Raw genomic sequence first — 24,880 nt, forward strand, 5'->3', positions numbered from 1 at the left:
CCGCTCCATAGAAGAACCCTGCCGAATATTGGACGCGCTGACCCGAGCCCCCGATAGCGTCCGTGTGCGGCTGTGTCCTTGACTTGTCAAGGTGCGCACTATCCAGTAAGATCTGCCGTCTTATTTTCGCTGGGCGGCCCCTGAGGCTATAAAGAATGAAAACTTTTACTGCTAAACCGGAAACAGTAAAGCGCGACTGGTTCGTCGTTGACGCTGCTGGCAAGACCCTGGGTCGTCTGGCCACTGAGATCGCGAGCCGTCTGCGTGGCAAGCACAAGCCAGAGTACACTCCTCACGTTGACACCGGCGACTACATCGTCGTCATCAACGCCGAGCAGGTTCGTGTCACTGGTGCCAAGACTTCGGACAAAATGTACTACTCCCACTCCGGCTTCCCGGGCGGTATCAAGGAAATCAACTTCGAGAAGTTGATCGCCAAGGCCCCAGAGCGCGTGATCGAGACCGCGGTTAAAGGCATGCTGCCTAAGAACCCACTGGGTCGCGACATGTACCGTAAGCTGAAAGTCTATGCGGGCGCTACTCACCCTCATACTGCTCAGCAGCCCCAAGAACTGAAGATTTAACGGAATAGTTCATTATGTCGGCGACTCAAAATTACGGCACTGGCCGTCGCAAGACCGCAACCGCTCGCGTTTTCCTGCGTCCAGGTACCGGTAACATCTCCATCAACAACCGTTCTCTGGACGTGTTCTTCGGTCGTGAAACCGCGCGCATGGTAGTACGCCAGCCGCTGGAACTGACCGAGACCACCGAAAAGTTCGACATCTACGTCACCGTTATCGGTGGTGGTGTCAGCGGCCAGGCCGGTGCAATCCGTCACGGTATCACCCGTGCACTGATGGACTACGACGAAACCCTGCGTGGCGCTCTGCGCAAAGCTGGCTACGTCACCCGCGACGCCCGTGAAGTCGAGCGTAAGAAAGTGGGTCTGCGTAAAGCACGTAAGCGTCCTCAGTACTCCAAGCGTTAATTTCGCTTCGGCGTTCAAAAAAAGCCCGGTTCCTGGTGGAACCGGGCTTTTTTTATGTCTTGAATAACTATGCTGTTGTTTACTGTGACAACTTGCCGCATAGACGCAAGTCAAGAGTTACAAGGGATAGCGGGGTGGCACAAGGCTAATCACCTTGTCAGAGAAGGGTCTTTTCATTACCATGCGGCAAATTTTTAGCAGTTCAGAAATTACTTAGTAGATGCCTGTTGCAACAGGCCATAAAGCTGATGGGAGAGGACTGAATGAGCAATGACGGCGTCAATGCAGGCCGGCGTCGCTTCCTCGTAGCAGCCACGTCCGTGGTGGGTGCTGCAGGAGCGGTGGGGGCTGCGGTCCCGTTCGTAGGGTCATGGTTCCCCAGTGCCAAGGCGAAAGCCGCGGGTGCACCGGTGAAGGTCAATATCGCCAAGGTAGAGCCTGGTCAGCAGATGATTGCTGAGTGGCGCGGCCAACCGGTGTTCATCGTCCGTCGTACCGAGGAGATCCTCGGTAACCTCAAGAAGATCACCGGCGACCTCTCCGACCCAGAGTCCAAGGCTTCGGTTCAACCCACTTACGTCGATCCGTCGAACCGCTCGATCAAGCCGGAAATCCTCGTGCTGGTCGGCCTGTGCACCCACCTGGGCTGCTCGCCGACCTTCCGTCCGGAAGTGGCACCTGTCGACCTGGGTCCGAAGTGGGTCGGTGGCTACTTCTGCCCGTGCCACGGCTCCCACTACGACCTGGCTGGCCGCGTCTACAAATCCCAGCCGGCGCCGCTCAATCTGCCAGTGCCGCCGCACTCTTATGAGTCGGACGACATCATTGTCGTCGGCGTCGATCAGGAGAACGCGTGATGAGTAAGTTCATGGATTGGGTTGACGCCCGCTTCCCCGCGACCAAGATGTGGGAAGACCATCTCAGCAAGTATTACGCACCGAAGAACTTCAACTTCTTCTATTTCTTCGGCTCCCTGGCCCTGCTGGTCCTGGTCAACCAGATCGTCACCGGCGTGTGGCTGACCATGAGCTTCACCCCTTCGGCCGAAGAGGCGTTCGCCTCGGTCGAATACATCATGCGTGACGTCGAATACGGCTGGATCCTGCGCTACCTGCACTCCACCGGCGCCTCGGCGTTCTTCATCGTCGTCTACCTGCACATGTTCCGCGGCCTGCTGTACGGCTCGTACCAGAAGCCTCGCGAACTGGTCTGGGTGTTCGGCATGCTGATCTACCTGGCGCTGATGGCCGAAGCGTTCATGGGCTACCTGCTGCCATGGGGCCAGATGTCCTACTGGGGTGCCCAGGTGATCATCTCGCTGTTCGGCGCCATTCCGGTGATCGGCGACGACCTGACCCAGTGGATCCGCGGTGACTACCTGATCTCCGGCATCACCCTGAACCGCTTCTTCGCCCTGCACGTGGTGGCCCTGCCGATCGTCATTCTCGGCCTGGTGGTGCTGCATATCCTGGCGCTGCACGAAGTCGGTTCGAACAACCCTGACGGTGTCGACATCAAGAAGCACAAGGACGAGAACGGCGTGCCGCTGGACGGTATCGCGTTCCACCCTTACTACACCGTGAAGGATATCGTCGGCGTCGTCGTGTTCCTCTTCGTGTTCTGCGCCATCGTGTTTTTCTTCCCGGAAATGGGCGGTTACTTCCTGGAAAAACCGAACTTCGAACAGGCCAACGCCTTCAAGACCCCTGAGCACATTGCCCCGGTCTGGTACTTCACTCCGTTCTACGCGATCTTGCGCGCCGTTCCGGACAAGCTGCTCGGTGTAATAGCCATGGGCGCCGCGATCGCCGTGCTGTTCGTCCTGCCGTGGCTGGATCGCAGCCCGGTCAAGTCCATGCGCTACAAGGGCTGGATGAGCAAGGTCTGGCTGCTGGTGTTCTGCATCTCGTTCGTGATCCTCGGTGTGCTCGGCGTTCTGGCGCCTACCCCGGGCCGTACGCTGCTGTCGCAGGTATGCACCTTCCTGTATTTCGCCTACTTCCTTCTGATGCCGTTCTACACCCGGCTCGAGAAGACCAAACCGGTTCCGGAAAGGGTGACTGGCTGATGAAAAAGCTATTTGCAGTATTGATTCTGGCAGTGATGCCCGCGTTCACCTTCGCCGCCGAACACGGCCTGGAGCTGGACAAGGTCGATATCGACCTAACCGACAAGGCCGCCATGCAGGACGGCGCACGCACCTTCGCCAACTATTGCATGGGTTGCCATAGCGCCAAGTTCCAGCGTTACGAGCGCGTGGCTGACGACCTGGGCATTCCTCACGAGCTGATGCTCGAGAAGCTGGTGTTCACCGGCGCCAAGATTGGCGACCACATGAAGATCGGCATGAAGCCTGAAGATGCCAAGACCTGGTTCGGTGCTGCGCCGCCTGACCTGACCCTGGTTGCCCGGGTCCGTGGTACCGACTGGCTGTACAGCTACCTGCGTAGTTTCTATGAGGACAAGTCGCGTCCGTACGGGGTGAACAACAAGGTTTTCCCCAACGTCGGCATGCCTAACGTGCTGGTTGGCCTGCAGGGCAACCAGGTGATTGGCTGCAAGCAAGTGCAGACCGTGGTCGATGGCAAGAAGCAATACGACCCGCTGACCGGCTCGCCTTTGACTCATGAAGCATGCGACCAGCTGACCGTGGAGCCGAAATCCGGTACCCTGACGCCAGAGCAGTTCGACGAGAAGGTCAAGAACCTGGTGACCTTCCTGGCCTACTCGGCTAACCCGGTCAAACTGGAAAGCCAGCGCATCGGTACCTATGTGCTGCTGTATCTGGCCTTCTTCTTCGTATTCGCTTATCTGCTCAAGCGCGAATACTGGAAGGACGTGCACTGATCACGCAGTAGTTTCTGGTAGTTGAACGCGCCCTGGGGCGCCTCTGGAATCACAGGGGCGCTCGCAGGGCGCGTTTGCATTTGCAGCATTTATAAATTCATACGCGAGGAGGACCACTATGGGCGTGACCAACCGGTTAGCCTGCTACTCCGACCCCGCTGACCATTATTCTCATCGGGTGCGCATCGTTCTCGCCGAGAAGGGTGTCAGTGTCGAGATCATCAACGTCGATCCTGGTCGCCTTCCGCCCAAGCTGGTTGAAGTGAACCCCTATGGCAGCGTGCCAACCCTGGTCGATCGCGACCTGGCGTTGTACGAGTCGACCGTGGTGATGGAATACCTCGATGAACGTTACCCGCACCCGCCATTGTTGCCGGTGTATCCGGTGGCGCGGGCCAACAGTCGCCTGCTGATCCACCGTATCCAGCGCGACTGGTGTGCGCTGGTCGACCTGATACTCGACCCGCGCAGCAAGGAGCCGGCACGGGTACAGGCGCGCAAGGAGCTGCGCGAGAGCCTGACCGGAGTGTCGCCGTTGTTTGCCGACAAGCCTTGTTTCTTGAGTGAGGAGCAAAGTCTGGTCGATTGTTGTCTATTGCCCATACTCTGGCGTTTGCCGGTGTTGGGTATCGAACTGCCGCGGCCGGCCAAGCCGTTGCTCGACTACATGGAGCGACAGTTTGCCCGCGAAGCCTTCCAGGCAAGCCTGTCCGCTGCTGAACGTGAAATGCGCTAGGTTTTAAGGAGCTGTCGATGAACTCCAGTCGCCCCTATTTGGTACGTGCACTCTATGAGTGGATCGTGGACAACGACTGCACACCGCATATGCTGGTCAACGCCGAATACCCGGCCGTCCAGGTACCCCAGAGCTTCGCCAGTGACGGCCAGATCGTCCTCAACATCTCACCCAGTGCCGTACGTCACCTGCACATGGATAACGAGGCTGTGAGCTTCGAGGGCCGCTTTGGCGGCGTTGCTCACACCCTGTTCGTGCCTGCCGGTGCCATCCTCGGTATTTATGCCCGGGAAAACGGCCAGGGTATGGTCTTCGAACTCGAGCCGCCGCTGCTCGATGATGAAGATGAAGAAGACGACAGCGTCGAGCCGGATGACGACGGTCCGCCTGCCGGCGGCCAGCCGCCGCGGCCAAGCGGGCGTCCGAGCTTGAAGGTGGTCAAGTAACAAAAAAGGCGATCCGCATGGATCGCCTTTTTTGTGTCTGCCGGCCTGGATTACAGGTCGGTGATGGTGCGGACCTGGTCCTTGTTGACCTTGATCACCTTGCCATCGAGCTGCTTGAACTCGTAGAAGCCGGCTGCGCGGTCGTAGTGCGGCGCGTCGACTGCCTGGAATTCGCGGCCGTCGTTGAGGGTGATCTGGGTTGGGGTGGAGCAGCCGGCCAGGGTGGCGAAGGCGCCAATCAGCAAGGTTGGCAGCAGGCCGTTTTTCATGGGGACTTCCTAAGGATGGTTGGATCGCGGGGCGCTTGCCCCGCGATGGGTTTATCAGTCGATGTATTCGAACAGCTTGACGATCTTCTGCACGCCCGACACGCCCTGCACCAGGTTGGTGGCGCGCGAGGCTTCCTGCTGGGTCAGCAGGCCGAGCATGTAGACGATGCCGTTTTCGGTGATGACCTTGATGCGCGAACCGGGAATGTTGCTGTCGGTGAGCATCTGGGTCTTGATCTTGGTGGTCAGCCAGGCGTCGTTGTTGCGCGCCAGGATCGAGGAGGGCGGCAGCACCTGCAGCTCGTTATGCACCTTTTTCACCCGCTGGACCTGGCCGGCAGCCTGTTCGGCCAGGCCCTTGAGGTCGACGCGCGGGGTTTGCCCGGCGAGCAGGACGATGCCGTTGAAGCTGCTGACGACAATGTGCGAGTTCTTGTCCAGGTCAGGGCTGGCCTTGGCGACGTTCACCGCGACTTTGGTTTCGATCAGCGAGTCATCGATCTTGCTGCCGAAGGTGCGGGTGCCGCGGTCGTCCTCGATCGGCTTGTCGCGGGTGGCGGTGAGCACCGAGCTGCAACCGGTGAGGCTCAGGCACAGGGTCAGGGCCATCAGGCCGAGGCGGTTAGGGGTCATTCTTCACTCCCGAACAGTTGGCTGTCGATCAGGTCGCAGAGGCAGTGGATCGCCAGCAGGTGGACTTCCTGGATACGTGCGGTGACGTTGGCCGGTACGCGAATCTCGACGTCTTCAGGCAGCAGCAGCGAGGCCATGCCGCCGCCATCGCGCCCGGTCAGAGCTACGACAATCATTTCGCGATCATGTGCGGCCTGGATCGCCTGAATAATGTTCGCCGAGTTACCGCTGGTCGAAATCGCCAGCAGCACATCGCCGGGCTGGCCCAGGGCGCGGATCTGCTTGGAGAATATTTCGTTGTAGCTGTAGTCGTTGGCGATCGAGGTGATGGTCGAGCTGTCGGTGGTCAGGGCGATGGCCGGCAGGCTCGGGCGCTCACGCTCGAAGCGGTTGAGCAGTTCGGAAGAAAAGTGCTGGGCATCGCCGGCCGAGCCGCCGTTGCCGCAGGCAAGCATCTTGCCCTCGTTGAGCAGCGCATTGACCATGACCTGACTGGCTTGCTCGATGTGTGGTGCAAGGACTTCCATCGCCTGTTGCTTGGTGTTGATGCTGGCCTGAAAAAGCTGGCGAATTCGGGATTGCATGTCCATCAGTGTGACCTTAAGTAGGGCGGCTGGCCGGGCGCGTCGGGAGTATACAAAAAAGGTCCCGGCACATGACTGTGCAGCCCGTGAAGCAAAGAGCAAAAAAGTTGTAGGGGTAATGGCGCAGGGCAGTGGCGGGTTCAGCACTCGAAGGCATTTTTCAGCCAGTCCAGCGGTGGGCCCGAATGGCCTCTGCCTTGCAAGGCGATGACATCGAAACGGCAGGGGTGGTTGGCCCAGCGTGTTTCCTTTTGCAGAAAAGACTCGGCGGCTAGCACCAGTTTGTCCTGCTTGCGCCCGTCGATACTGGCGAGCGCACCGCCAAAATCCGCGTGCAGCCGGTAGCGGACTTCGACGAATACTACTGTATCGCTGTCGAGCATGACCAGATCAAGCTCGCCGCGTTTGCATCGCCAGTTCTGCGCCAGCAGCCGCAGGCCTTGCCCTTGAAGGTATTCAAGAGCTTGCCGTTCGGCGGCCTGGCCGGCCTGTTGGCGCGAACTGTCGGGCATCAGCGTGGGGTGTCGGGCAGGCGTTTGATTTGGCCGCCGGTGAACTCGGCCCACGGCAGTTGCCGCTCGATGCGCTGGTTCTCGTTCATGCTCAGGCTGCCGGACAGGCCGTCAATGCGGTTTTCCGGCAGCGCGCGCAGCTGGCCCAGGCGTGGTGCCAGGCTGAAGGCGTCGATGCCCATGGCGTACAGGCGGCCGAGGCTGCCGGCCGCTTGTGGCCACTGACGTTCTACCTGCTGGCGCAACGGGTTGCCGCTGTCGAGCAGCCATGGAGTATCGCAAAAGCGCACGCCGGTGAGGTCGCGGTACTGGTTGACGTCGCCGCTGGCGCTGTAAACGTGCGAGGTGGCATACACCGGTACGTCGCCAGCGTACTGGAAGTTCAGGGTCGGCTTGATCTGCTGGCCTTGCTGCGGGGTGGCGGCAAGGAAGATGAAGTCGATGTCCTGGCGGCGCGACGGCTGGGCCGATACGGCGCCACCGACGGTGCTTTGCAGGCTCTTGGCGCGGCCTTCGCTCTGGCGCAGCTGGAACAGCTCGGCGATCTGCTGGGCCAGGGCTACCGGCTGGTCGATGTGCTGGGCAGCCAGCAGGCTGCCACCGTTGGCTTCCCAGTCCTGGCGGAAGGCCTTGAGCACGCGGTCGCCCCATTCGCCTTTCGGCACCAGGGCGACGGCGCGCACCATGCCGTCGGCGCGGGCGCGGCGCGACACTTCACGGGCTTCGTCTTCGGCGGCGAGGCCGAACTGATACAGCTGCTCCGGGCCTTTCTGGCCGGCGTCGCTGTAGTTCAGGGCGAGGGTGGTGATCGGCAATTGCGGGTAGGCGGCGAGCTTTTTCACCAGCGGTTTTTCCAGCGGGCCAACCACCAGTTGCACGCCAGAGGCCTGGGCCTGGCGGTAGAAGTCGTCCAGCGAGGTCAGTCGCGAGCTGTCGAAGACTTCGATGGTCGGCGGCTTCTGGCCGGCTTGCTGGGCCTGGAAGTGCGCGGCCATGAAACCGTCACGCAGGGCGCGGGCAACGCCGGCCAGCTGGCCTTCCTGTGGCAGCAGCAGGGCGATTTTGGTCAGCGGCTGGCTGGTCAGCTCCATCAGCTTGATCAGCGACGGTGGCAGCTGGGCGGCGGCCGGGTGATCGGCGTGCTGGGCGCGCCAGGCGTCGATGGCGGCTTGTTGCTGCTCGACGGTGCCGGCGCCTTTTACCGCCAGGGCCAGGCTGGCCCAGCCGGCCATGGTGTCGGTGCCGCTGCTGAGGTTATTGAGCTGATCGCGCGGGGTGGCGGCTACCAGGTTCCAGATCGCGTCGTTGTTGGCGTTGGCAGCATCGCCCTTGAGCAGCGGCGTCAATTGCGCGCGCTCCTGGGCGGCGGCCAGTGGCTGGCCGTTGGCTTCCAGCACTGCGGCATGCACGCTGCGGGTACGGATCTGTTGATCTTCCGGCAGCTCGTTGAGGCGCGCCAGGCTTGGGTGGCTCAAGGCGGTCAGGGCCATTTTCGGCTGGTTGCGGCTCATGGCCAGTTCTGCCGCCAGGGTGCTGGCGAAGATCTGCTGGGCCGGTTTGAGCTGCTCCAGCGGCACCTGCTCGAGGATGCGCGCGGCGCGGGCATTGTCCTTTTGCTTGTAGGCCAGGTCGGCGGCGCTCAGGCGCAACAGTGCAGCTTGCTCCGGCGTCTTGCTGGTGGTGGCCTGTTCAAGCAGTTGCTCGATGCTGGCATCCGGTGTGCGCGGCAGTTCGCCGAGGCTCGACGAGGGCGAGCTGGCGCAGGCTGCCAGCAGGGCGGCGAGGCAAAGGGCTGTGAACAGCCGCAGGCAAGCGATCATGTAAGGGTCCTGTTACTCGATCAAATTAACTGGCAATTGTACCCAAGCGCTGGCCGGGGCGCGATCTTGCTGGCGTTAATCCTTCAATATAGGTGCTGGAACGCCGCTTTGCGGCAATCCTGATTGCCCAATGTTGCCGAGTCTCGGGCTACAATGGCGCTTTGATCATGACGACAGGTGTGTGCAGTGACTGATGTTCCAGGGGCTTCCCAATCCACTTCGGGCACGCTTTACGTGGTGGCCACGCCGATCGGCAACCTGGATGACATGAGTGCCCGGGCACTGAAAATACTCGGTGATGTGGCGCTGATCGCCGCCGAAGACACACGTCACTCCATTCGTCTGATGCAACACTTTGGTATCAACACGCCGCTGGCTGCCTGCCACGAGCACAACGAGCGTGATGAGGGCAGTCGTTTTATCACCCGTTTGCTGGCGGGCGACAACGTCGCGCTGATTTCCGACGCCGGTACGCCGCTGATTTCCGATCCTGGCTATCACCTGGTACGCCAGGCCCGCGCCGCCGGCATCGCAGTGGTGCCGGTGCCCGGTGCCTGCGCGCTGATCGCGGCGCTGTCGGCCGCTGGCCTGCCGTCGGACCGGTTCATCTTCGAAGGCTTCCTGCCAGCCAAGGCTGTAGGACGTCGCGCGCGCCTGAGTCAGGTAAAGGAAGAGCCGCGTACGCTGATCTTCTACGAAGCACCGCACCGGATTCTCGAGTGCTTGCAGGACATGGAAGAGGTATTCGGTGGCGAGCGCCCGGCGTTGCTGGCCCGCGAGCTGACCAAAACCTTCGAGACCCTCAAGGGTTTGCCGCTGGCCGAGCTGCGCGCCTTCGTCGAGGCTGACAGCAATCAGCAGCGTGGCGAGTGTGTGGTGCTGGTGGCGGGCTATACCGCGCCGGAAGATGAGCAGGCGGTCAGCAGCGAGGCAATGCGTATTCTCGACCTGCTGCTGGCGGAAATGCCGCTCAAGCGCGCCGCTGCGCTGGCGGCGGAAATCACCGGGGTGCGCAAGAACCTGCTGTACCAGGCGGCACTGGAAAAACAGAAAGCCCACTGATGTTATAGTGCTATTATCAGTTTTATCGCTTGTTCTTGGCGCCCGCTACCGTTAACCTTTGCGGCGGAGAGTCGATTGGACAGTCGCTGCCTTCTATTGTTCCGCAATAGAGGGGGGAGGAAAGTCCGGGCTCCATAGGGCAGAGTGCCAGGTAATGCCTGGGGGGCGCGAGCCTACGGAAAGTGCCACAGAAAATAACCGCCTAAGCACTTCGGTGCCGGTAAGGGTGAAAAGGTGCGGTAAGAGCGCACCGCATGACTGGCAACAGTTCATGGCTAGGTAAACCCCACTCGGAGCAAGACCAAATAGGGTTCCATATGGCGCGGCCCGCGTTGGAACCGGGTAGGTTGCTAAAGGCGTCCAGTGATGGCCGTCGTAGAGGAATGACTGTCCTCGACAGAACCCGGCTTACAGATCGACTCTCCACCTCTTCCCCTCCTGCTTGAATCGATAGCAGATGCGTGCTGGTAATACCGAAAAAATCTTACTCTTAATAAATTACTTTAACTTCGCTCTCTATCCATCTGAGTGGGTTTGAGTTTTTTCGTCAAAATCCCTTCCGAATTGTCCTTCTATCTTCTCTGTGCGCGCTAAATCTCCGATCTGTAAGGGATTTCCTTATAAGCGTGCCTTGACGGTGTGGTAGGCGGATTCCTATAGTGTGCGCAAGTGGCAGAAAGTGGCATGAAGTGGGTTTTCTGACACAAAAACGCTAACATTGTGGGGAATCGCAGCCGTGTTCCGCGGAGCCAACGCCATCAACCTCGACGCAAAGGGCCGTCTCGCAATGCCGAGCCGGTACCGTGACGAGCTCGATTCGCGTAGTTCCGGGCAGTTGATCGTGACCATCGATGCGGTTGATCCCTGTTTATGTGTGTACCCGCTCGATGAGTGGGAGCTGATTGAAGCCAAGTTGCGCGCCTTGCCGTCATTGCGTGAAGAGAACCGCCGCCTGCAGCGTTTGCTGATCGGCAATGCGGTGGATCTTGAGCTTGATGGCAGTGGGCGTTTCCTGGTGCCGCCGCGTTTGCGCGAGTACGCCAAGCTCGACAAGAAGGCAATGCTGGTGGGGCAACTGAACAAATTTCAGCTGTGGGACGAGGATGCCTGGAACGCGGTTTCGGCAGCCGACCTCGCAGCTATCCAACAACCGGGCGCCATGCCTGATGAACTGCGTGATTTGATCCTGTGACTATAGATAGCGGCTTTAACCACATCACCGTACTGCTTGACGAAGCCGTCGAGGCTCTCGCCGTACGCGCCGATGGCTGCTATCTGGATGGCACCTTCGGGCGCGGCGGGCATAGCCGGCTAGTCCTCAGCAAGCTCGGGCCGCAGGGCCGGCTGCTGGGTTTTGACAAGGACCCACAAGCGATTGCCACCGGGCAAGCGCTGGCGGCCGAAGACGGCCGCTTTGTCATTGTGCAGCGCAGTTTTGCCGAGCTGGGCGCCGAAGTTGCCGAGCGCGGCCTGGCCGGCAAGGTCAGCGGCATCCTGCTCGACCTGGGCGTCTCGTCGCCACAGCTGGACGACCCTGAGCGCGGCTTCAGCTTCCTCAACGACGGCCCGCTGGACATGCGCATGGACCCGACTCGCGGCGTCAGCGCTGCAGAGTTCATCGCCACTGCGCCGGAAGAAGAAATCGCCCGGGTGTTCAAGGAATACGGCGAAGAGCGCTTTGCCAAGCGCATGGCCCGTGCCGTGGTGCTGCGCCGTGAAGAAACTCCGTTTACCCGCACCGCCGACCTTGCCGAAGTGCTCAAGGTTGCCAACCCGGCCTGGGAAAAGGGCAAGAACCCGGCAACCCGTGCCTTCCAGGGCCTGCGCATCCACGTCAACAACGAACTCGGTGACCTTGAGGCCGGCCTTGAGGCTGCGCTCGAAGCGCTGGAAGTCGGCGGGCGCCTGGTGGTGATCAGCTTCCATTCGCTGGAAGACCGCATCGTCAAACTGTTCATGCGCAAGCTGGTCAAGGGTGAGGCCGACAACCTGCCGCGCAACCTGCCGGTCCAGCACAAGCACTTCGAGCCGAAGATCAAGGTCCACGGCAAGGCCCAGTTCGCTTCCGAAGCCGAGCTCAAGGCCAACCCACGTTCGCGTAGCGCGGTCATGCGCGTCGCCGAGAAACTGCGGTGAGCCGTTTGTTCGCCAAGCCTTTGCCAGGCGGAAGCTTCCTGATGCTTCTGCTGTTCATTGGCGTGCTCGTTTCTTCGGTGGCGGTGTCCTACAGCGCGCACTGGAACCGTCAGTTGCTCAACACCCTGTACGGCGAACTCAGCGAGCGCGACAAGGCCCAGGCCGAGTGGGGCCGACTGATTCTCGAGCAGAGCACCTGGACGGCCCACAGCCGTATCGAGAACCTTGCCAGCGAACAGCTGAAAATGCGTATTCCGGCCGCTGACGAAGTACGGATGGTGGCGCCATGATGAAACTTGAAGGCGCACTCTACCCATGGCGGTTCCGCGTGGTCATCGCCCTGCTGGCACTGATGGTCGGCGCGATTGCCTGGCGCATCATCGACCTGCAGGTGGTCGACCGTGACTTCCTCAAGGGCCAGGGCGATGCCCGCAGCCTGCGACATATTCCTATTCCTGCGCACCGCGGGCTGATCACCGACCGTAATGGCGAGCCGCTGGCCGTCAGTACCCCGGTGACCACCCTGTGGGCCAACCCGAAAGAAATGCAGGCTGCCAAGGACCGCTGGCCGGCCCTGGCTGCCGCGCTCAAGCAGAACCCGCAGCAACTGGCAGCGCGCCTGGAACAGCAGGCCAGCAAGGAGTTCATCTACCTGGTCCGCGGCCTGACCCCGGAGCAGGGCCAGGTGGTGCTCGATCTTAAAGTCCCCGGTGTCTATGGCATCGAGGAATTCCGTCGTTTCTACCCGGCCGGCGATGTCGCCGCGCACATGGTCGGCTTTACCGACCTCGACGACCATGGCCGCGAAGGCGTGGAGCTGGCCTACGATGAATGGCTGGCCGGCGTGCCCGGCAAGCGACAGGTGATCAAGGACCGGCGCGGCCGGCTGATCAAGGACATCCAGGTAACCAAAAACGCCAAGGCCGGAAAGACCTTGGCGTTGTCGATCGACCTGCGCCTGCAATACCTGGCCACCCGCGAGTTGCGCAACGCCATTGCCGAACAGGAAGCCAAGGCCGGCAGCCTGGTGATCCTCGACGTCAAGACCGGCGAAGTGCTGGCCATGGTCAACCAGCCGACCTACAACCCCAACAACCGTCGCAGCATGTTCCCGGCGGCCATGCGTAACCGGGCGATCATCGACGTGTTCGAGCCAGGTTCGACGGTCAAGCCGCTGTCCATGAGCGCGGCCCTGCAGAGCGGGCGCTGGAAGCCGACCGACAAGGTCGAGGTCTACCCGGGCACCCTGCAACTGGGCCGCTACACCATTCGCGACGTATCGCGCAGCGAAGGGCCGATCCTTGACCTGACCGGCATCCTGATCAACTCCAGTAACGTCGGCATGAGCAAGATCGCCTTCGATATCGGTGGCGAATCGATCTACCGGGTCATGTCCCAGCTGGGGCTTGGCCAGTACACCGGCCTGGGCTTCCCGGGCGAGCGCGTCGGCAACCTGCCCAACCACCGCGAGTGGCGCAAGGCCGAGACCGCGACCCTGTCCTACGGCTACGGCCTGTCGGTGACCGCGCTGCAACTGGTGCATGCCTACGCCGCGCTGGCCAACGACGGCAAGATGGTGCCGCTGAGCATCCTCAAGGTCGACAAGGCGCCGGAGTCTACCCAGGTCGTGCCCAAGGAAGTCGCCGAGACCATCCAGGGCATGGTCCAGCAGGTTATCGAGGCGCCGCGCGGGGTGTTCCGCGCCCAGGTGCCGTTCTACCACGTGGGTGGCAAGTCGGGCACCGCGCGTAAAGCCACTATCGGTTCCAAGGGTTACACCGAGAATTCGTACCGTTCGCTGTTCGCCGGCTTCGGGCCGATGAGCGACCCGCGCTATGCCGTGGTCGTGGTCATCGATGAGCCGAGCAAGGGCGGCTACTTCGGTGGCCTGGTATCGGCGCCGGTGTTCAGCAAAGTCATGTCCGGCACCCTGCGCCTGATGAACATTCCGCCGGACAACCTGCCGCCGGCAACACCTACGCAGCAAGTCAACGCTGCACCGGTCAAGGGAGGACGCGGTTGATGACAATGCCATTGAGCAAGCTTTTTACCCAGGCCAGCCGCGATCCGTCGATCCGCGAACTGACCCTGGACAGCCGCAACGTGCGCCCGGGCGACCTGTTCCTGGCGGTGCCGGGTACGCGCATGGATGGCCGTGAACACATTGCCGACGCGCTCAAGCGCGGTGCGGCGGCGGTCGCCTATGAAGCCGAAGGCGCTACCGTGCTGCCGATCGCCGAGGTGCCGTTGATCCCGGTCAAGGGCCTGGCCGCGCAACTGTCGGACATCGCCGGGCGTTTCTACGGCGAGCCGAGCCGCCTGCTCGACCTGGTCGGCGTCACCGGCACCAACGGCAAGACCAGCGTCACCCAGCTGGTAGCCCAGGCGCTGGACCAGCTCGGCCAGCACTGTGGCCTGATCGGCACCCTCGGGACCGGTTTCTATGGCGCCCTGCAAAGCGGTCGCCTGACCACGCCGGACCCGATCGCCGTGCAGGCAACCCTGAGTGACCTGAAAAAGGCCGGGGCCAAGGCCGTGGCCATGGAAGTCTCTTCCCATGCCCTGGACCAGGGCCGGGTCGCGGCTCTGGCATTCGATATTGCGGTGATGACCAACCTGTCCCGTGATCACCTCGACTACCACGGCAGCATGCAGGCTTACGAAGACGCCAAGGCGCGCCTGTTCGCCTGGCCGAACCTGCGTTGCCGGGTGGTCAACCTCGATGACGATTTTGGCCGGCGCCTGGCAGCCGGGCAGGGCGAGTCGCGCCTGATCAGCTACAGCCTCAAGGATCCGGCCGCGTCGCTGTACTGCCGCGAAGCGCATTTCGATGATGATGGCGTGCGCGCCGTGATCGTCACCGCCCAGGGTGAGCACGCGCTGCGCAGCCGCCTGCTCGGGCGCTTCAACCTGAGCAACATGCTCGCGGCGGTCGGCACCTTGCTGGCGCTGGATTTCCCGCTGGACGAAATTCTCAAGGTTACCCCGGCGCTGGAAGGCCCGGTCGGGCGCATGCAGCGCCTGGGCGGCGGCAGCAAGCCGCTGGTGGTGGTCGATTACGCGCATACCCCCGATGCCCTGGAGCAGGTGCTGCAAGCGTTGCGCCCGCACGCCAAGGGCCAGTTGCTGTGCTTGTTCGGTTGCGGCGGCGATCGCGATCGCGGCAAGCGGCCGCTGATGGCCGAAGTTGCCGAGCGCCTGGCTGACCGCGTGCTGGTTACCGACGACAACCCGCGCACTGAAGACCCGCAGCAGATCTTCGCCGACATCCGCCCGGGTTTTGCCCAGGCCGATGCGGTCGAATTCGTTGCCGGCCGCGGTGCCGCCATCGCTCAGCTGATTGCCAGCGCCGGCGTTGACGATGTCATCGTCCTGGCCGGCAAGGGGCATGAGGACTATCAGGAAATCAACGGCGAGCGCCACGACTTCTCCGACCTGGTTGAAGCTGAGAAGGCCCTGGCCGTGTGGGAGGCTGCCCATGCTTAAGCCATTGTCCCTCAGCCAACTGACGGCGCCGCTCAACGGCCGCCTGCACGGTCAGGATGCAACCTTCAATGGCGTCAGCATCGACAGCCGTGCCATCACCGCCGGGCAGCTTTTCGTTGCCCTGGCCGGGCCGCGTTTTGACGGCCATGATTACTTGAACGACGTTGCTGGCAAAGGCGCGGTCGCCGCCCTGGTGCAGCGCGAAGTGCCGGGCAGCAGCCTGGCGCAGTTGGTGGTTGCCGATACCCGCCTGGCCCTGGGCCAGCTCGGCGCGTTGAACCGCGCCGCTTTCGACAAGCCGGTCGCCGCCATTACCGGCTCCAGCGGCAAGACCACGGTCAAGGAGATGCTTGCCAGCATCCTGCGCACCCGTGGCCCGGTGCTGGCCACCCGTGGCAACCTCAACAACGATTTTGGCGCACCGCTGACCCTGCTCGAACTGGCTCCGGAACACACCGCGGCGGTGATCGAGCTGGGCGCCTCGCGCATCGGCGAAATTGCCTACACCGTCGGCCTGACCAAGCCACAGGTCGCGTTGATCAACAATGCCGGAACTGCTCATGTCGGCGAGTTCGGCGGGCCAGAGAAGATTGTCGAAGCCAAGGGCGAGATCCTCGAAGGTCTGGGTCAGGATGGCGTGGCCGTATTGAACCTTGATGACAAGGCCTTCGCCATCTGGAAAAAGCGCGCCGGCAATCGCCCGCTGCTGACCTTCGCCCTGAACAACGCCGACGCCGATTTCCACGCTGCCAACATCGCCCACGACCCGCGCGGTTGCCCGTCGTTCGACCTGCACAGCCCGCTGGGCGTGGCGCGGGTCCAGCTCAACCTGCTGGGCACTCACAACGTGGCCAACGCACTGGCGGCCGCGGCTGCCGCGCATGCCTTTGGTCTGACCCTGGACGGTATCGTCCAGGGCCTCAATGCCGTGCAACCGGTCAAGGGCCGCACTGTGGTGCAGATGACGGCCAACGGTGTGCGGGTGATTGATGACACTTACAACGCAAACCCCACCTCGATGTGCGCTGCCGTTGATATACTCGCCGGCTTTTCCGGCCGCACCGTCCTGGTGCTCGGGGATATCGGCGAATTGGGCCAGTGGGCTGAGGAAGGGCATCGGCAGGTAGGCGAGTACGCCAAAGACAAGGTTTCGGCACTCTATGCGGTGGGCACCAACATGGCCCACGCGGTAGCTGCGTTCGGTACCAATGCCCGACATTTCGCTAATCAAGCTGACCTGATCGACGCCGTTCGCGCCGCCGAGCAGGCCACCAACACCACTATTTTGATCAAGGGTTCGCGCAGCGCTGCGATGGAGAACGTCGTGGCGGCTTTGTGCGGTTCCAGCGGGGAGAAACATTAATGCTGCTGCTGCTGGCTGAGTATCTGCAACAGTTCTACAAAGGCTTCGCGGTCTTTCAGTACCTGTCCCTGCGCGGGATTCTGGGTGTACTGACCGCGTTGTCGCTGGCCCTGTGGCTGGGCCCATGGATGATTCGTACCCTGCAGATTCGCCAGATCGGTCAAGCCGTTCGTAACGACGGCCCGCAATCGCACCTGTCCAAATCCGGCACCCCGACCATGGGTGGCGCACTGATCCTGTCGGCCATCGGCATCAGCACCCTGCTGTGGGCCGACCTGACCAACCGTTATGTCTGGGTGGTGTTGATCGTCACCCTGCTGTTCGGCGCTATCGGCTGGGTCGATGACTACCGCAAGGTGATCGAGAAGAACTCGCGCGGCCTGCCGAGTCGCTGGAAGTATTTCTGGCAGTCGGTGTTCGGCCTGGGCGCGGCGATCTTCCTTTACATGACCGCGCCGACCAGCGTCGAAACCACCCTGATCGTGCCGATGCTCAAGGATGTCACCATCCCGTTGGGTATCGGTTTCGTCGTCCTGACCTACTTCGTCATCGTTGGCTCGAGCAACGCGGTGAACCTCACCGACGGCCTCGATGGCCTGGCGATCATGCCAACAGTCATGGTCGGCGGCGCCCTGGGCATCTTCTGCTACCTGTCGGGTAACGTGAAATTCGCTGAATACCTGCTGATCCCTTATGTACCGGGCGCAGGCGAACTGATCGTGTTCTGTGGCGCGCTGATCGGTGCCGGCCTGGGCTTTTTGTGGTTCAACACCTATCCGGCCCAGGTGTTCATGGGCGACGTCGGTGCCCTGGCACTGGGCGCCGCACTGGGCACGATCGCGGTGATCGTGCGCCAGGAAATCGTCCTGTTCATCATGGGCGGTGTGTTCGTCATGGAGACCCTGTCGGTGGTGATCCAGGTGGCCTCCTTCAAGTTGACCGGCAAGCGCGTGTTCCGCATGGCGCCGATCCACCACCACTTTGAACTCAAGGGTTGGCCCGAGCCTCGGGTGATCGTCCGCTTCTGGATCATCACCGTGATTCTGGTGCTGATCGGCCTTGCCACCCTGAAACTGAGGTAGAAACGCGTGTCCTTGATCGCTTCTGACCACTTCCGCATCGTTGTCGGCCTCGGCAAGAGCGGCATGTCCCTGGTTCGCTTCCTGGCGAACCGGGGCATTGCCTTTGCGGTTGCCGACACCCGTGACAACCCGCCGGAACTGGACACCCTGCGCCGTGATTTCCCGCAGGTGGAAGTGCGCTGTGGCGAGCTGGACGTCGAGTTTCTCTGCCGCGCCGACGAGCTGTATGTCAGCCCCGGCCTGGCCCTGGCCACCCCGGCCCTGCAACAGGCCGCTGCCCGTGGCGTGAAGCTGTCGGGCGATATCGAACTGTTCGCCCGCAACGCCAAGGCGCCGATCATTGCCATCAGCGGCTCCAACGCCAAAAGCACCGTCACCACCCTGGTTGGCGAAATGGCCGCCGCGGCAGGCAAACGTGTGGCGGTCGGCGGCAACCTCGGTACCCCGGCGCTGGATTTGCTCAGCGACGACGTCGAGCTGTACGTGATGGAGCTGTCGAGCTTTCAGTTGGAGACCACCGACCAGCTCAACGCCGAAGTGGCCACCGTGCTCAACGTCAGCGAAGACCACATGGACCGCTACAGCGGCCTGCCGGCCTATCATCTGGCCAAGCACCGGATCTTCCGTGGTGCGCGCCAGGTGGTGGTCAACCGCCAGGATGCCCTGAGCCGGCCTCTGTTGTCTGAAGGCCAACCGGTATGGACCTTTGGTCTGAACGCCCCCGACTTCAAAGCCTTCGGTCTGCGCGAAGAGAGCGGCGAGAAGTACCTGGCGTTCGAATTCCAGAATCTGATGCCGGTGCGCGAGCTGAAGATTCGCGGCGCCCACAACCAGTCCAACGCCCTGGCGGCCCTGGCCCTGGGCCATGCGGTCGGTTTGCCGATGGACGCCATGCTCTCCAGCCTGCGCACCTTCGCAGGCCTTGCCCACCGTTGCCAGTGGATCCGCGAGCGTAACGGCGTGAACTGGTATGACGACTCCAAGGCGACCAACGTCGGTGCCGCCCTGGCGGCGATCGAAGGCCTGGGCGCCGATATCGACGGCAAGCTGGTGCTGGTCGCCGGCGGCGATGGCAAAGGTGCCGACTTCAGCGCCCTGCGCGCACCGGTTGCAGCCAACTGCCGCGCCGTTGTGCTGCTTGGCCGCGATGCCGAGCGCCTGGCGCAAGCCCTGGGCGACGACGTGCCGCAGATCCGGGTGAACACCCTCGATGAAGCCGTGCAGCAATGCGCCGAACTGGCCCAGCCTGGCGATGCCGTGCTGTTGTCGCCGGCCTGCGCGAGCCTGGACATGTTCAAAAACTTCGAAGAGCGTGGGCGCCTGTTCGCCCAGGCCGCAGGAGGGCTGGCATGATCTTCGGCATCATCAAGCCTTATCCATCGCCGCTGATCAGCGGTCGCGGCATCGACCTCGATTTCGCCATGCTCGCCGGTTGCCTGGCGCTGCTCGGCCTCGGCCTGGTGATGATCACCTCGGCGTCCTCGGAAGTCGCCGCGGCGCAGTCGGGCAACCCGCTGTATCACATGTTTCGCCACCTGGTGTACGTGGCCATCGGCGTCTTTGCCTGCATCGTCACCATGATGGTGCCGATCGCCACCTGGCAGAAGATGGGCTTCACCATGCTGGTCGGCGCCTTCGGCCTGCTGGTGCTGGTACTGGTGCCGGGCATCGGCCGCGAAGTGAACGGCTCGATGCGCTGGATCGGCTTCAGCTTCTTCAACGTCCAGCCCTCGGAAATCGCCAAGGTCTTCGTGGTCATTTACCTGGCCGGTTACCTGGTGCGTCGCCAGCAGGAAGTGCGCGAAAGCTGGATGGGCTTCTTCAAGCCGTTCATCGTGCTGTTGCCAATGGCCGGCCTGCTGCTGATGGAGCCGGACTTCGGTGCCACGGTGGTCATGATGGGCGCGGCGGCAGCGATGCTGTTCCTTGGTGGCGTCGGTCTGTTCCGTTTCAGCTTGATGGTGGTGCTGGCGGTGGCGGCGGTGTTCATCCTGGTCCAGGCCCAGCCCTACCGGATGGCACGTTTGATTACCTTTACCGACCCCTGGTCGGATCAGTTCGGCTCCGGCTACCAGCTGACCCAGGCGCTGATCGCCTTCGGTCGCGGCGAGTGGCTGGGTGTCGGCCTGGGCAACAGCGTGCAGAAGCAGTTCTACCTGCCCGAAGCGCACACCGACTTCGTCTTCTCGGTGCTTGCCGAAGAACTGGGCGTGGTCGGCTCGCTGGTCACCGTGGCGCTGTTTGTGTTTGTCACTGTGCGCGCGCTGTACATCGGCCTGTGGGCTGAAAAAGCCAAGCAGTTCTTTGCCGCCTACATGGCTTTCGGCCTGGCCTTTCTGTGGATTGGTCAGTTCCTGATCAACATCGGCGTGAACGTCGGCCTGCTGCCGACCAAGGGCCTGACCCTGCCGTTCCTCAGTTACGGCGGTAGCTCGCTGGTGATCTGCTGCGCCTGCGTCGGTTTGCTGCTACGGATCGAGTGGGAGAGCCGCACGCACCTGGGCAGTGAAGAACACGAATTCGATGAAAGCGATTTTGCCGAGGAGCCGAATCATGGCCGCTAACGGCAAGAACGTATTGATCATGGCCGGCGGCACCGGGGGCCACGTGTTCCCGGCGCTGGCCTGCGCCCGTGAGTTCCAGGCGCGCGGCTTCAGCGTGCACTGGCTGGGCACCCCTCGCGGTATCGAGAATGAACTGGTGCCCCAGGCAGGCCTGCAATTGCACCTGATCCAGGTCACCGGCCTGCGCGGCAAGAGCAAGCTGTCGTTGCTCAAGGCGCCGTTCACCCTGGTCAAGGCGGTGCTGCAGGCGCGGCGGATCATTCGTCAGCTCAAGCCGGTGTGCGTGGTCGGCTTCGGTGGCTACGTGACCGGCCCCGGTGGCGTAGCCGCCAAGCTCTGCGGCGTGCCGGTGGTGATTCACGAGCAGAACGCCCGCGCCGGTACCGCCAATCGGCTGCTGGTGCCCTTGGCTGGCCGAGTCTGCGAAGCTTTCCCCGACACCTTCGCGGCGTCGGACAAACTGCGCACCACCGGTAACCCGGTGCGCAGCGAACTGTTCATGGAAACCCTGCGCGAGCCCCTGGGCGCGCGCAGGCCTCGCTTGCTGGTACTCGGCGGAAGCCTGGGTGCCGAACCGCTGAACAAGCTGCTGCCCCAGGCCCTGGCCCAGGTGCCTCAGGAGATTCGTCCCGAGGTGTTCCACCAGGCTGGCAAGCAGCACGACCAGATTACCGCCGAGCGTTATCGCCAGGCGGGTGTCGAGGCTCAGGTAGAGCCGTTCATCAAGGACATGGCCCATGCCTATGGCTGGGCTGATCTGGTGGTCTGCCGCGCGGGTGCGCTGACTGTCAGCGAGCTGGCTGCGGCCGGCTTGCCCTCGATGCTGGTGCCCTTGCCCCATGCCATCGACGACCACCAGACCCACAACGCCCATTATCTGGCCCGTGAAGGCGCTGCCTTCCTGATGCCACAAGCGACAACTGGCGCAGCGCAACTCGCTGAACGCCTGAACGAGGTGCTGATGCAACCGGAAAAACTCACCACCATGGCCGCCACTGCCCGGCGCCTGGCCAAGCCCGCTGCCACCCGCACCGTGGTCGATATCTGTCTGGAGGTGGCCCATGGTTGAGAATCAAAAAGCCATGCCACAACCGGAAATGCGCCGTATCCGTCGCATCCACTTCGTCGGTATCGGCGGCGTGGGCATGTGCGGTATTGCCGAAGTGCTGCTGAACCTGGGTTACCAGGTGTCGGGCTCCGACCTCAAGACCTCGCCGGTCACCGAGCGTCTGGAATCCTTCGGTGCGCAGATCTTCATCGGTCACCGTGCCGAGAACGCCGCCAGCGCCGATGTGCTGGTGGTCTCGAGCGCCATCAACACCGCCAACCCGGAAGTCGCCACCGCCCTTGAGCGGCGCATTCCGGTGGTGCCGCGGGCCGAGATGCTCGCCGAGCTGATGCGCTACCGCCACGGCATCGCCGTTGCCGGTACCCATGGCAAGACCACCACCACCAGCCTGCTGGCCTCGGTGTTCGCCGCCGGTGGCCTGGACCCGACCTTCGTCATCGGTGGCCGCCTCAATGCAGCCGGCACCAATGCCCAGCTCGGCACCAGCCGCTACCTGATCGCCGAAGCCGATGAAAGCGACGCCAGCTTCCTGCACCTGCAGCCGCTGGTGGCGGTGGTCACCAACATCGACGCCGACCATATGGCGACCTACGAAGGCGACTTCAACAAACTGAAGAAAACCTTCGTCGAGTTCCTCCACAACCTGCCGTTCTACGGGCTGGCGGTGATGTGCCTGGACGATCCGGTGGTGCGCGAGATCCTCCCGCAGGTCAAGCGGCCGGCGGTCACCTATGGCTTCAGCGAAGAAGCCGACGTGCGCGCGATCAATGTCCGCCAGTCGGGCATGCAGACCCACTTCACCGTGCTGCGCCGCGATCGCGAGCCGCTGGACGTGTCGGTCAACATGCCGGGCAATCACAACGTGCTCAACGCCCTGGCGACCATCGCCATTGCCACCGACGAGGGCATCAGCGATGAAGCCATTGTCCAGGGCCTTTCGGGGTTCCAGGGGGTAGGGCGGCGCTTCCAGGTCTACGGCGAACTGCCGGTAGAGGGCGGCAGCGTGATGCTGGTCGACGACTACGGCCACCACCCGACCGAAGTCGCGGCGGTGATCAAGGCCGTGCGCGGTGGCTGGCCTGAGCGGCGCCTGGTGATGGTTTACCAGCCGCACCGTTACAGCCGCACCCGCGACCTCTACGACGATTTCGTCCAGGTCCTGGCCGACGCCAACGTACTGTTGCTGATGGAAGTCTATCCGGCCGGCGAAGAGCCGATCCCCGGTGCCGACAGCCGTCAGCTGTGCCACAGCATCCGCCAGCGCGGCCAGCTCGACCCGATCTACATCGAGCGCGGCATCGAGCTGGCGCCGCTGGTCAAGCCGCTGCTGCGCGCTGGCGACATCCTGCTGTGCCAGGGCGCCGGTGACATCGGTGGCCTGGCCCCGCAATTACTCAAGAGTCCGTTGTTCGCTGGTGCTGTTGCCAGTCAGGGGAAGTCGAAATGACTGATAACGCATACGCCACTTTGCACTCGACCATCGACCCGAAAGCCTTCGGCCGCGTTGCCGTGCTGTACGGCGGCAAGAGCGCCGAGCGCGAGGTTTCGCTGAAATCCGGCGCCGCAGTCATCCAGGCGCTGACCAGCGCCGGTGTCGACGTGGTCGCCATCGATGTCGGTGACGATCTGCTGCAGCGCCTGCTGAGCGAGAAGATCGACCGCGCCTTCATCATCCTCCACGGCCGTGGCGGTGAAGACGGCAGCATGCAGGGCCTGCTGGAGTGCCTGGGCATCCCTTATACCGGCAGCGGCATCCTCGCGTCGGCACTGGCCATGGACAAGCTGCGGACCAAGCAGGTCTGGCACAGCCTGGGGATTCCGACCCCGCGCCACGCGGTGCTGAGCAGCGAAGCCGACTGTATTTCTGCAGGTGCGGAACTGGGCTTCCCTTTGATCGTCAAACCGGCCCATGAAGGTTCCAGTATCGGTATGGCGAAAGTGCAGGGTGTCGACGAATTGATCGCCGCCTGGAAGGACGCCGCTACCTACGATTCGCAAGTGTTGGTCGAACAATGGATTCATGGTCCGGAGTTCACCGTCGCGACCCTGCGTGGCCAGGTGTTGCCGCCGATTGCCCTGGGCACGCCGCACACCTTCTATGACTACGACGCCAAGTACATTGCCAACGATACCCAGTACCGCATCCCGTGCGGCCTGGACGCGGCCAAGGAACAAGAGCTGATCGACCTGACTGCCCGTGCCTGCGACGCCATCGGCATCGCCGGCTGGGGCCGCCTGGACGTGATGCAGGACGAGCAGGGGCGTTTCTGGCTGCTCGAGGTCAACACCGCACCAGGCATGACTGATCACAGCCTGGTCCCGATGGCGGCACGCGCGGCCGGCCTGGACTTCCAGCAGTTGGTGCTGGCGATCCTGGCGGCAAGCGCCCCGGCGCGAGGTTAAGCCCATGCAAGGCGCGATGTTACGTCATCAGCAACCCGCCCCCGGCCGTAACAAGCCGGTGCCGCGTGGTGCCAGCCGGATGGTGGCCAAGGAGCCACTGTCGGCGCGCCTGCCCAAGGCCAACTTCAGCGTGTTCAAGCGCCTGCTGTGGCCGGTGCTGCTGGTCGTCGCAGGTTTTGGCGCCTACGAAGGTGCCCAGCGCCTGATGCCGTACGCCGATCGGCCGATTACCAAGATCGCCGTACAGGGCGACCTCAGCTACATCAGCCAGCAGGCGGTGCAGCAGCGGATCGCCCCCTACGTAGCGGCGAGCTTCTTCACCGTCGACCTGGCGAGCATGCGCGCGGAACTGGAGCAGATGCCCTGGATCGCCCACGCCGAAGTGCGCCGGGTGTGGCCGGATGAAGTGGTGATCCGCCTGGAAGAACAGTTGCCGGTCGCGCGCTGGGGTGACGAAGCCTTGCTCAATAACCAGGGCCAGGCCTTTACCCCGCGTGAACTGGCCAACTACGAGCACCTGCCGCAGCTGTTCGGGCCGCAGCGGGCGCAGCAAAAAGTAATGCAGCAATATCAGGTCCTGAGCCAGATGTTGCGGCCGATGGGCTTTTCGATTGCCCGGCTGGAGTTGCGCGAGCGCGGCAGCTGGTTCCTGACCACCGGTGCCGGTAGCGCCGGGCCAGGTATCGAACTGCTGCTGGGACGCGATCATCTGGTGGAAAAGATGCGCCGCTTCATTGCCATTTACGACAAGACACTCAAAGAACAGATCACGAACATCGCCCGCATCGATCTGCGTTATGCCAATGGCCTGGCTGTTGGCTGGCGGGAACCGAATGCACCGACGACGGCCCAACCCGCCGTTGCGAAGAATTAGAGA

The 24,880-nt window shown here is 62.6% G+C and carries 26 protein-coding genes and 1 other RNA gene; 22 read left to right on the plus strand and 5 right to left on the minus strand.

Translation table 11 applies throughout. From position 1 onward, the window contains the following. Positions 1–155 precede the first annotated feature (155 nt). From rplM to BLR26_RS08145, 7 genes are all read left to right on the plus strand, one after another. Positions 156–584, plus strand: a complete 429-nt coding sequence (gene rplM / locus BLR26_RS08115) for a 50S ribosomal protein L13 (RefSeq protein WP_010220758.1) — start codon at positions 156–158, stop codon at positions 582–584. 14 nt (positions 585–598) lie between these two features. After that, positions 599–991 (plus strand): 30S ribosomal protein S9, encoded by a 393-nt coding sequence (rpsI, locus tag BLR26_RS08120; protein WP_038998850.1) that lies wholly within the window; start codon positions 599–601, stop codon positions 989–991. A gap of 263 nt (positions 992–1,254) precedes the next feature. Further along, positions 1,255–1,848 carry a ubiquinol-cytochrome c reductase iron-sulfur subunit gene (gene petA / locus BLR26_RS08125; protein ID WP_010220763.1) on the plus strand — a complete coding sequence of 198 codons (594 nt, stop codon included), beginning with the start codon at positions 1,255–1,257 and terminating at the stop codon, positions 1,846–1,848. Further along, positions 1,848–3,059, plus strand: coding sequence for a cytochrome b (locus tag BLR26_RS08130; protein WP_045197292.1), 1,212 nt, complete (start codon positions 1,848–1,850; stop codon positions 3,057–3,059). Before petA ends, BLR26_RS08130 begins: the two co-directional genes overlap by 1 nt. Continuing rightward, entirely contained in the window at positions 3,059–3,838 is a 780-nt protein-coding gene (locus BLR26_RS08135) for a cytochrome c1 (RefSeq protein WP_010220765.1), read from the plus strand. The genes BLR26_RS08130 and BLR26_RS08135 overlap by 1 nt, the downstream gene beginning before the upstream one ends. 118 nt (positions 3,839–3,956) lie before the next feature. Then, on the plus strand, positions 3,957–4,574 hold the full coding sequence (locus BLR26_RS08140; RefSeq protein WP_010220766.1) for a glutathione S-transferase N-terminal domain-containing protein: 618 nt from the start codon (positions 3,957–3,959) through the stop codon (positions 4,572–4,574). Between the two features lie 17 nt (positions 4,575–4,591). Continuing rightward, positions 4,592–5,020, plus strand: coding sequence for a ClpXP protease specificity-enhancing factor (locus BLR26_RS08145; RefSeq protein WP_045197293.1), 429 nt, complete (start codon positions 4,592–4,594; stop codon positions 5,018–5,020). 50 nt (positions 5,021–5,070) lie between these two features. On the opposite strand, the gene BLR26_RS08150 is transcribed toward BLR26_RS08145, so the two are convergent. From BLR26_RS08150 to BLR26_RS08170, 5 genes are all read right to left on the minus strand, one after another. Beyond that, complete coding sequence (locus BLR26_RS08150; RefSeq protein WP_045197295.1) at positions 5,071–5,289, minus strand: YgdI/YgdR family lipoprotein; 219 nt, start codon at positions 5,287–5,289, stop codon at positions 5,071–5,073. Positions 5,290–5,343: 54 nt separating this feature from the next. After that, positions 5,344–5,922 carry a BON domain-containing protein gene (locus BLR26_RS08155; RefSeq protein WP_093379804.1) on the minus strand — a complete coding sequence of 193 codons (579 nt, stop codon included), beginning with the start codon at positions 5,920–5,922 and terminating at the stop codon, positions 5,344–5,346. Beyond that, complete coding sequence (locus tag BLR26_RS08160; RefSeq protein ID WP_026001179.1) at positions 5,919–6,512, minus strand: phosphoheptose isomerase; 594 nt, start codon at positions 6,510–6,512, stop codon at positions 5,919–5,921. Before BLR26_RS08160 ends, BLR26_RS08155 begins: the two co-directional genes overlap by 4 nt. Positions 6,513–6,646: 134 nt before the next feature. Further along, entirely contained in the window at positions 6,647–7,018 is a 372-nt protein-coding gene (locus BLR26_RS08165; RefSeq protein ID WP_045197304.1) for a YraN family protein, read from the minus strand. Further along, complete coding sequence (locus BLR26_RS08170) at positions 7,018–8,838, minus strand: penicillin-binding protein activator (RefSeq protein WP_093379809.1); 1,821 nt, start codon at positions 8,836–8,838, stop codon at positions 7,018–7,020. Before BLR26_RS08170 ends, BLR26_RS08165 begins: the two co-directional genes overlap by 1 nt. Positions 8,839–9,024: 186 nt before the next feature. Here BLR26_RS08170 and rsmI point away from each other — a divergent pair, with 186 nt between their 5' ends. From rsmI to BLR26_RS08245, 15 genes are all read left to right on the plus strand, one after another. Then, complete coding sequence (gene rsmI, locus BLR26_RS08175) at positions 9,025–9,900, plus strand: 16S rRNA (cytidine(1402)-2'-O)-methyltransferase (RefSeq protein WP_045197308.1); 876 nt, start codon at positions 9,025–9,027, stop codon at positions 9,898–9,900. A gap of 67 nt (positions 9,901–9,967) precedes the next feature. Continuing rightward, an RNA gene (rnpB, locus tag BLR26_RS08180) (RNase P RNA component class A) lies at positions 9,968–10,327 on the plus strand. Between the two features lie 309 nt (positions 10,328–10,636). Continuing rightward, on the plus strand, positions 10,637–11,092 hold the full coding sequence (gene mraZ, locus BLR26_RS08185) for a division/cell wall cluster transcriptional repressor MraZ (RefSeq protein ID WP_010220775.1): 456 nt from the start codon (positions 10,637–10,639) through the stop codon (positions 11,090–11,092). After that, positions 11,089–12,036: a 16S rRNA (cytosine(1402)-N(4))-methyltransferase RsmH gene (gene rsmH, locus BLR26_RS08190; RefSeq protein ID WP_371128635.1), complete on the plus strand. Its 948-nt coding sequence runs from the start codon at positions 11,089–11,091 to the stop codon at positions 12,034–12,036. The genes mraZ and rsmH overlap by 4 nt, the downstream gene beginning before the upstream one ends. Then, a complete protein-coding gene (gene ftsL / locus BLR26_RS08195; RefSeq protein ID WP_045197313.1) occupies positions 12,033–12,326 on the plus strand; it encodes a cell division protein FtsL in 294 nt (97 codons plus the stop codon). Before rsmH ends, ftsL begins: the two co-directional genes overlap by 4 nt. Next, positions 12,326–14,059 (plus strand): peptidoglycan D,D-transpeptidase FtsI family protein, encoded by a 1,734-nt coding sequence (locus BLR26_RS08200; RefSeq protein WP_176794319.1) that lies wholly within the window; start codon positions 12,326–12,328, stop codon positions 14,057–14,059. Before ftsL ends, BLR26_RS08200 begins: the two co-directional genes overlap by 1 nt. Beyond that, complete coding sequence (locus BLR26_RS08205; protein WP_093379813.1) at positions 14,059–15,522, plus strand: UDP-N-acetylmuramoyl-L-alanyl-D-glutamate--2,6-diaminopimelate ligase; 1,464 nt, start codon at positions 14,059–14,061, stop codon at positions 15,520–15,522. The genes BLR26_RS08200 and BLR26_RS08205 overlap by 1 nt, the downstream gene beginning before the upstream one ends. After that, the gene (gene murF, locus BLR26_RS08210; RefSeq protein ID WP_093379818.1) at positions 15,515–16,885 is read left to right on the plus strand and encodes a UDP-N-acetylmuramoyl-tripeptide--D-alanyl-D-alanine ligase; all 1,371 of its coding nucleotides are present in this window, start codon (positions 15,515–15,517) and stop codon (positions 16,883–16,885) included. The genes BLR26_RS08205 and murF overlap by 8 nt, the downstream gene beginning before the upstream one ends. Then, on the plus strand, positions 16,885–17,967 hold the full coding sequence (mraY, locus tag BLR26_RS08215) for a phospho-N-acetylmuramoyl-pentapeptide-transferase (RefSeq protein WP_036996790.1): 1,083 nt from the start codon (positions 16,885–16,887) through the stop codon (positions 17,965–17,967). The genes murF and mraY overlap by 1 nt, the downstream gene beginning before the upstream one ends. 6 nt (positions 17,968–17,973) lie before the next feature. Further along, positions 17,974–19,320 (plus strand): UDP-N-acetylmuramoyl-L-alanine--D-glutamate ligase, encoded by a 1,347-nt coding sequence (gene murD / locus BLR26_RS08220; RefSeq protein ID WP_045197331.1) that lies wholly within the window; start codon positions 17,974–17,976, stop codon positions 19,318–19,320. Further along, positions 19,317–20,531 (plus strand): putative lipid II flippase FtsW, encoded by a 1,215-nt coding sequence (gene ftsW / locus BLR26_RS08225; protein ID WP_045197333.1) that lies wholly within the window; start codon positions 19,317–19,319, stop codon positions 20,529–20,531. Before murD ends, ftsW begins: the two co-directional genes overlap by 4 nt. Continuing rightward, entirely contained in the window at positions 20,521–21,600 is a 1,080-nt protein-coding gene (murG, locus tag BLR26_RS08230; protein WP_093379822.1) for an undecaprenyldiphospho-muramoylpentapeptide beta-N-acetylglucosaminyltransferase, read from the plus strand. Before ftsW ends, murG begins: the two co-directional genes overlap by 11 nt. Then, positions 21,593–23,047: a UDP-N-acetylmuramate--L-alanine ligase gene (murC, locus tag BLR26_RS08235; RefSeq protein ID WP_045197336.1), complete on the plus strand. Its 1,455-nt coding sequence runs from the start codon at positions 21,593–21,595 to the stop codon at positions 23,045–23,047. Before murG ends, murC begins: the two co-directional genes overlap by 8 nt. Next, positions 23,044–24,003 carry a D-alanine--D-alanine ligase gene (locus BLR26_RS08240; RefSeq protein WP_093379827.1) on the plus strand — a complete coding sequence of 320 codons (960 nt, stop codon included), beginning with the start codon at positions 23,044–23,046 and terminating at the stop codon, positions 24,001–24,003. The genes murC and BLR26_RS08240 overlap by 4 nt, the downstream gene beginning before the upstream one ends. 4 nt (positions 24,004–24,007) lie before the next feature. Continuing rightward, positions 24,008–24,877, plus strand: coding sequence for a cell division protein FtsQ/DivIB (locus tag BLR26_RS08245; protein ID WP_038998876.1), 870 nt, complete (start codon positions 24,008–24,010; stop codon positions 24,875–24,877). The last annotated feature ends 3 nt before the right edge of the window (positions 24,878–24,880 follow it).

Origin of the sequence: Pseudomonas sp. UC 17F4, from assembly GCF_900101695.1 — a bacterium.
Taxonomy (GTDB): domain Bacteria; phylum Pseudomonadota; class Gammaproteobacteria; order Pseudomonadales; family Pseudomonadaceae; genus Aquipseudomonas.

Bases quoted from the DNA above. Each gene is read 5' to 3' on its own strand.
- rplM (WP_010220758.1), top strand. From the start codon at position 156: ATGAAAACTTTTACTGCTAAACCGGAAACAGTAAAGCGCGACTGGTTC.
- rpsI (WP_038998850.1), top strand. From the start codon at position 599: ATGTCGGCGACTCAAAATTACGGCACTGGCCGTCGCAAGACCGCAACC.
- petA (WP_010220763.1), top strand. From the start codon at position 1,255: ATGAGCAATGACGGCGTCAATGCAGGCCGGCGTCGCTTCCTCGTAGCA.
- BLR26_RS08130 (WP_045197292.1), top strand. From the start codon at position 1,848: ATGAGTAAGTTCATGGATTGGGTTGACGCCCGCTTCCCCGCGACCAAG.
- BLR26_RS08135 (WP_010220765.1), top strand. From the start codon at position 3,059: ATGAAAAAGCTATTTGCAGTATTGATTCTGGCAGTGATGCCCGCGTTC.
- BLR26_RS08140 (WP_010220766.1), top strand. From the start codon at position 3,957: ATGGGCGTGACCAACCGGTTAGCCTGCTACTCCGACCCCGCTGACCAT.
- BLR26_RS08145 (WP_045197293.1), top strand. From the start codon at position 4,592: ATGAACTCCAGTCGCCCCTATTTGGTACGTGCACTCTATGAGTGGATC.
- BLR26_RS08150 (WP_045197295.1), bottom strand. From the start codon at position 5,289: ATGAAAAACGGCCTGCTGCCAACCTTGCTGATTGGCGCCTTCGCCACC.
- BLR26_RS08155 (WP_093379804.1), bottom strand. From the start codon at position 5,922: ATGACCCCTAACCGCCTCGGCCTGATGGCCCTGACCCTGTGCCTGAGC.
- BLR26_RS08160 (WP_026001179.1), bottom strand. From the start codon at position 6,512: ATGGACATGCAATCCCGAATTCGCCAGCTTTTTCAGGCCAGCATCAAC.
- BLR26_RS08165 (WP_045197304.1), bottom strand. From the start codon at position 7,018: ATGCCCGACAGTTCGCGCCAACAGGCCGGCCAGGCCGCCGAACGGCAA.
- BLR26_RS08170 (WP_093379809.1), bottom strand. From the start codon at position 8,838: ATGATCGCTTGCCTGCGGCTGTTCACAGCCCTTTGCCTCGCCGCCCTG.
- BLR26_RS08200 (WP_176794319.1), top strand. From the start codon at position 12,326: ATGAAACTTGAAGGCGCACTCTACCCATGGCGGTTCCGCGTGGTCATC.
- BLR26_RS08205 (WP_093379813.1), top strand. From the start codon at position 14,059: ATGACAATGCCATTGAGCAAGCTTTTTACCCAGGCCAGCCGCGATCCG.
- murF (WP_093379818.1), top strand. From the start codon at position 15,515: ATGCTTAAGCCATTGTCCCTCAGCCAACTGACGGCGCCGCTCAACGGC.
- mraY (WP_036996790.1), top strand. From the start codon at position 16,885: ATGCTGCTGCTGCTGGCTGAGTATCTGCAACAGTTCTACAAAGGCTTC.
- ftsW (WP_045197333.1), top strand. From the start codon at position 19,317: ATGATCTTCGGCATCATCAAGCCTTATCCATCGCCGCTGATCAGCGGT.
- murG (WP_093379822.1), top strand. From the start codon at position 20,521: ATGGCCGCTAACGGCAAGAACGTATTGATCATGGCCGGCGGCACCGGG.
- murC (WP_045197336.1), top strand. From the start codon at position 21,593: ATGGTTGAGAATCAAAAAGCCATGCCACAACCGGAAATGCGCCGTATC.
- BLR26_RS08240 (WP_093379827.1), top strand. From the start codon at position 23,044: ATGACTGATAACGCATACGCCACTTTGCACTCGACCATCGACCCGAAA.
- BLR26_RS08245 (WP_038998876.1), top strand. From the start codon at position 24,008: ATGCAAGGCGCGATGTTACGTCATCAGCAACCCGCCCCCGGCCGTAAC.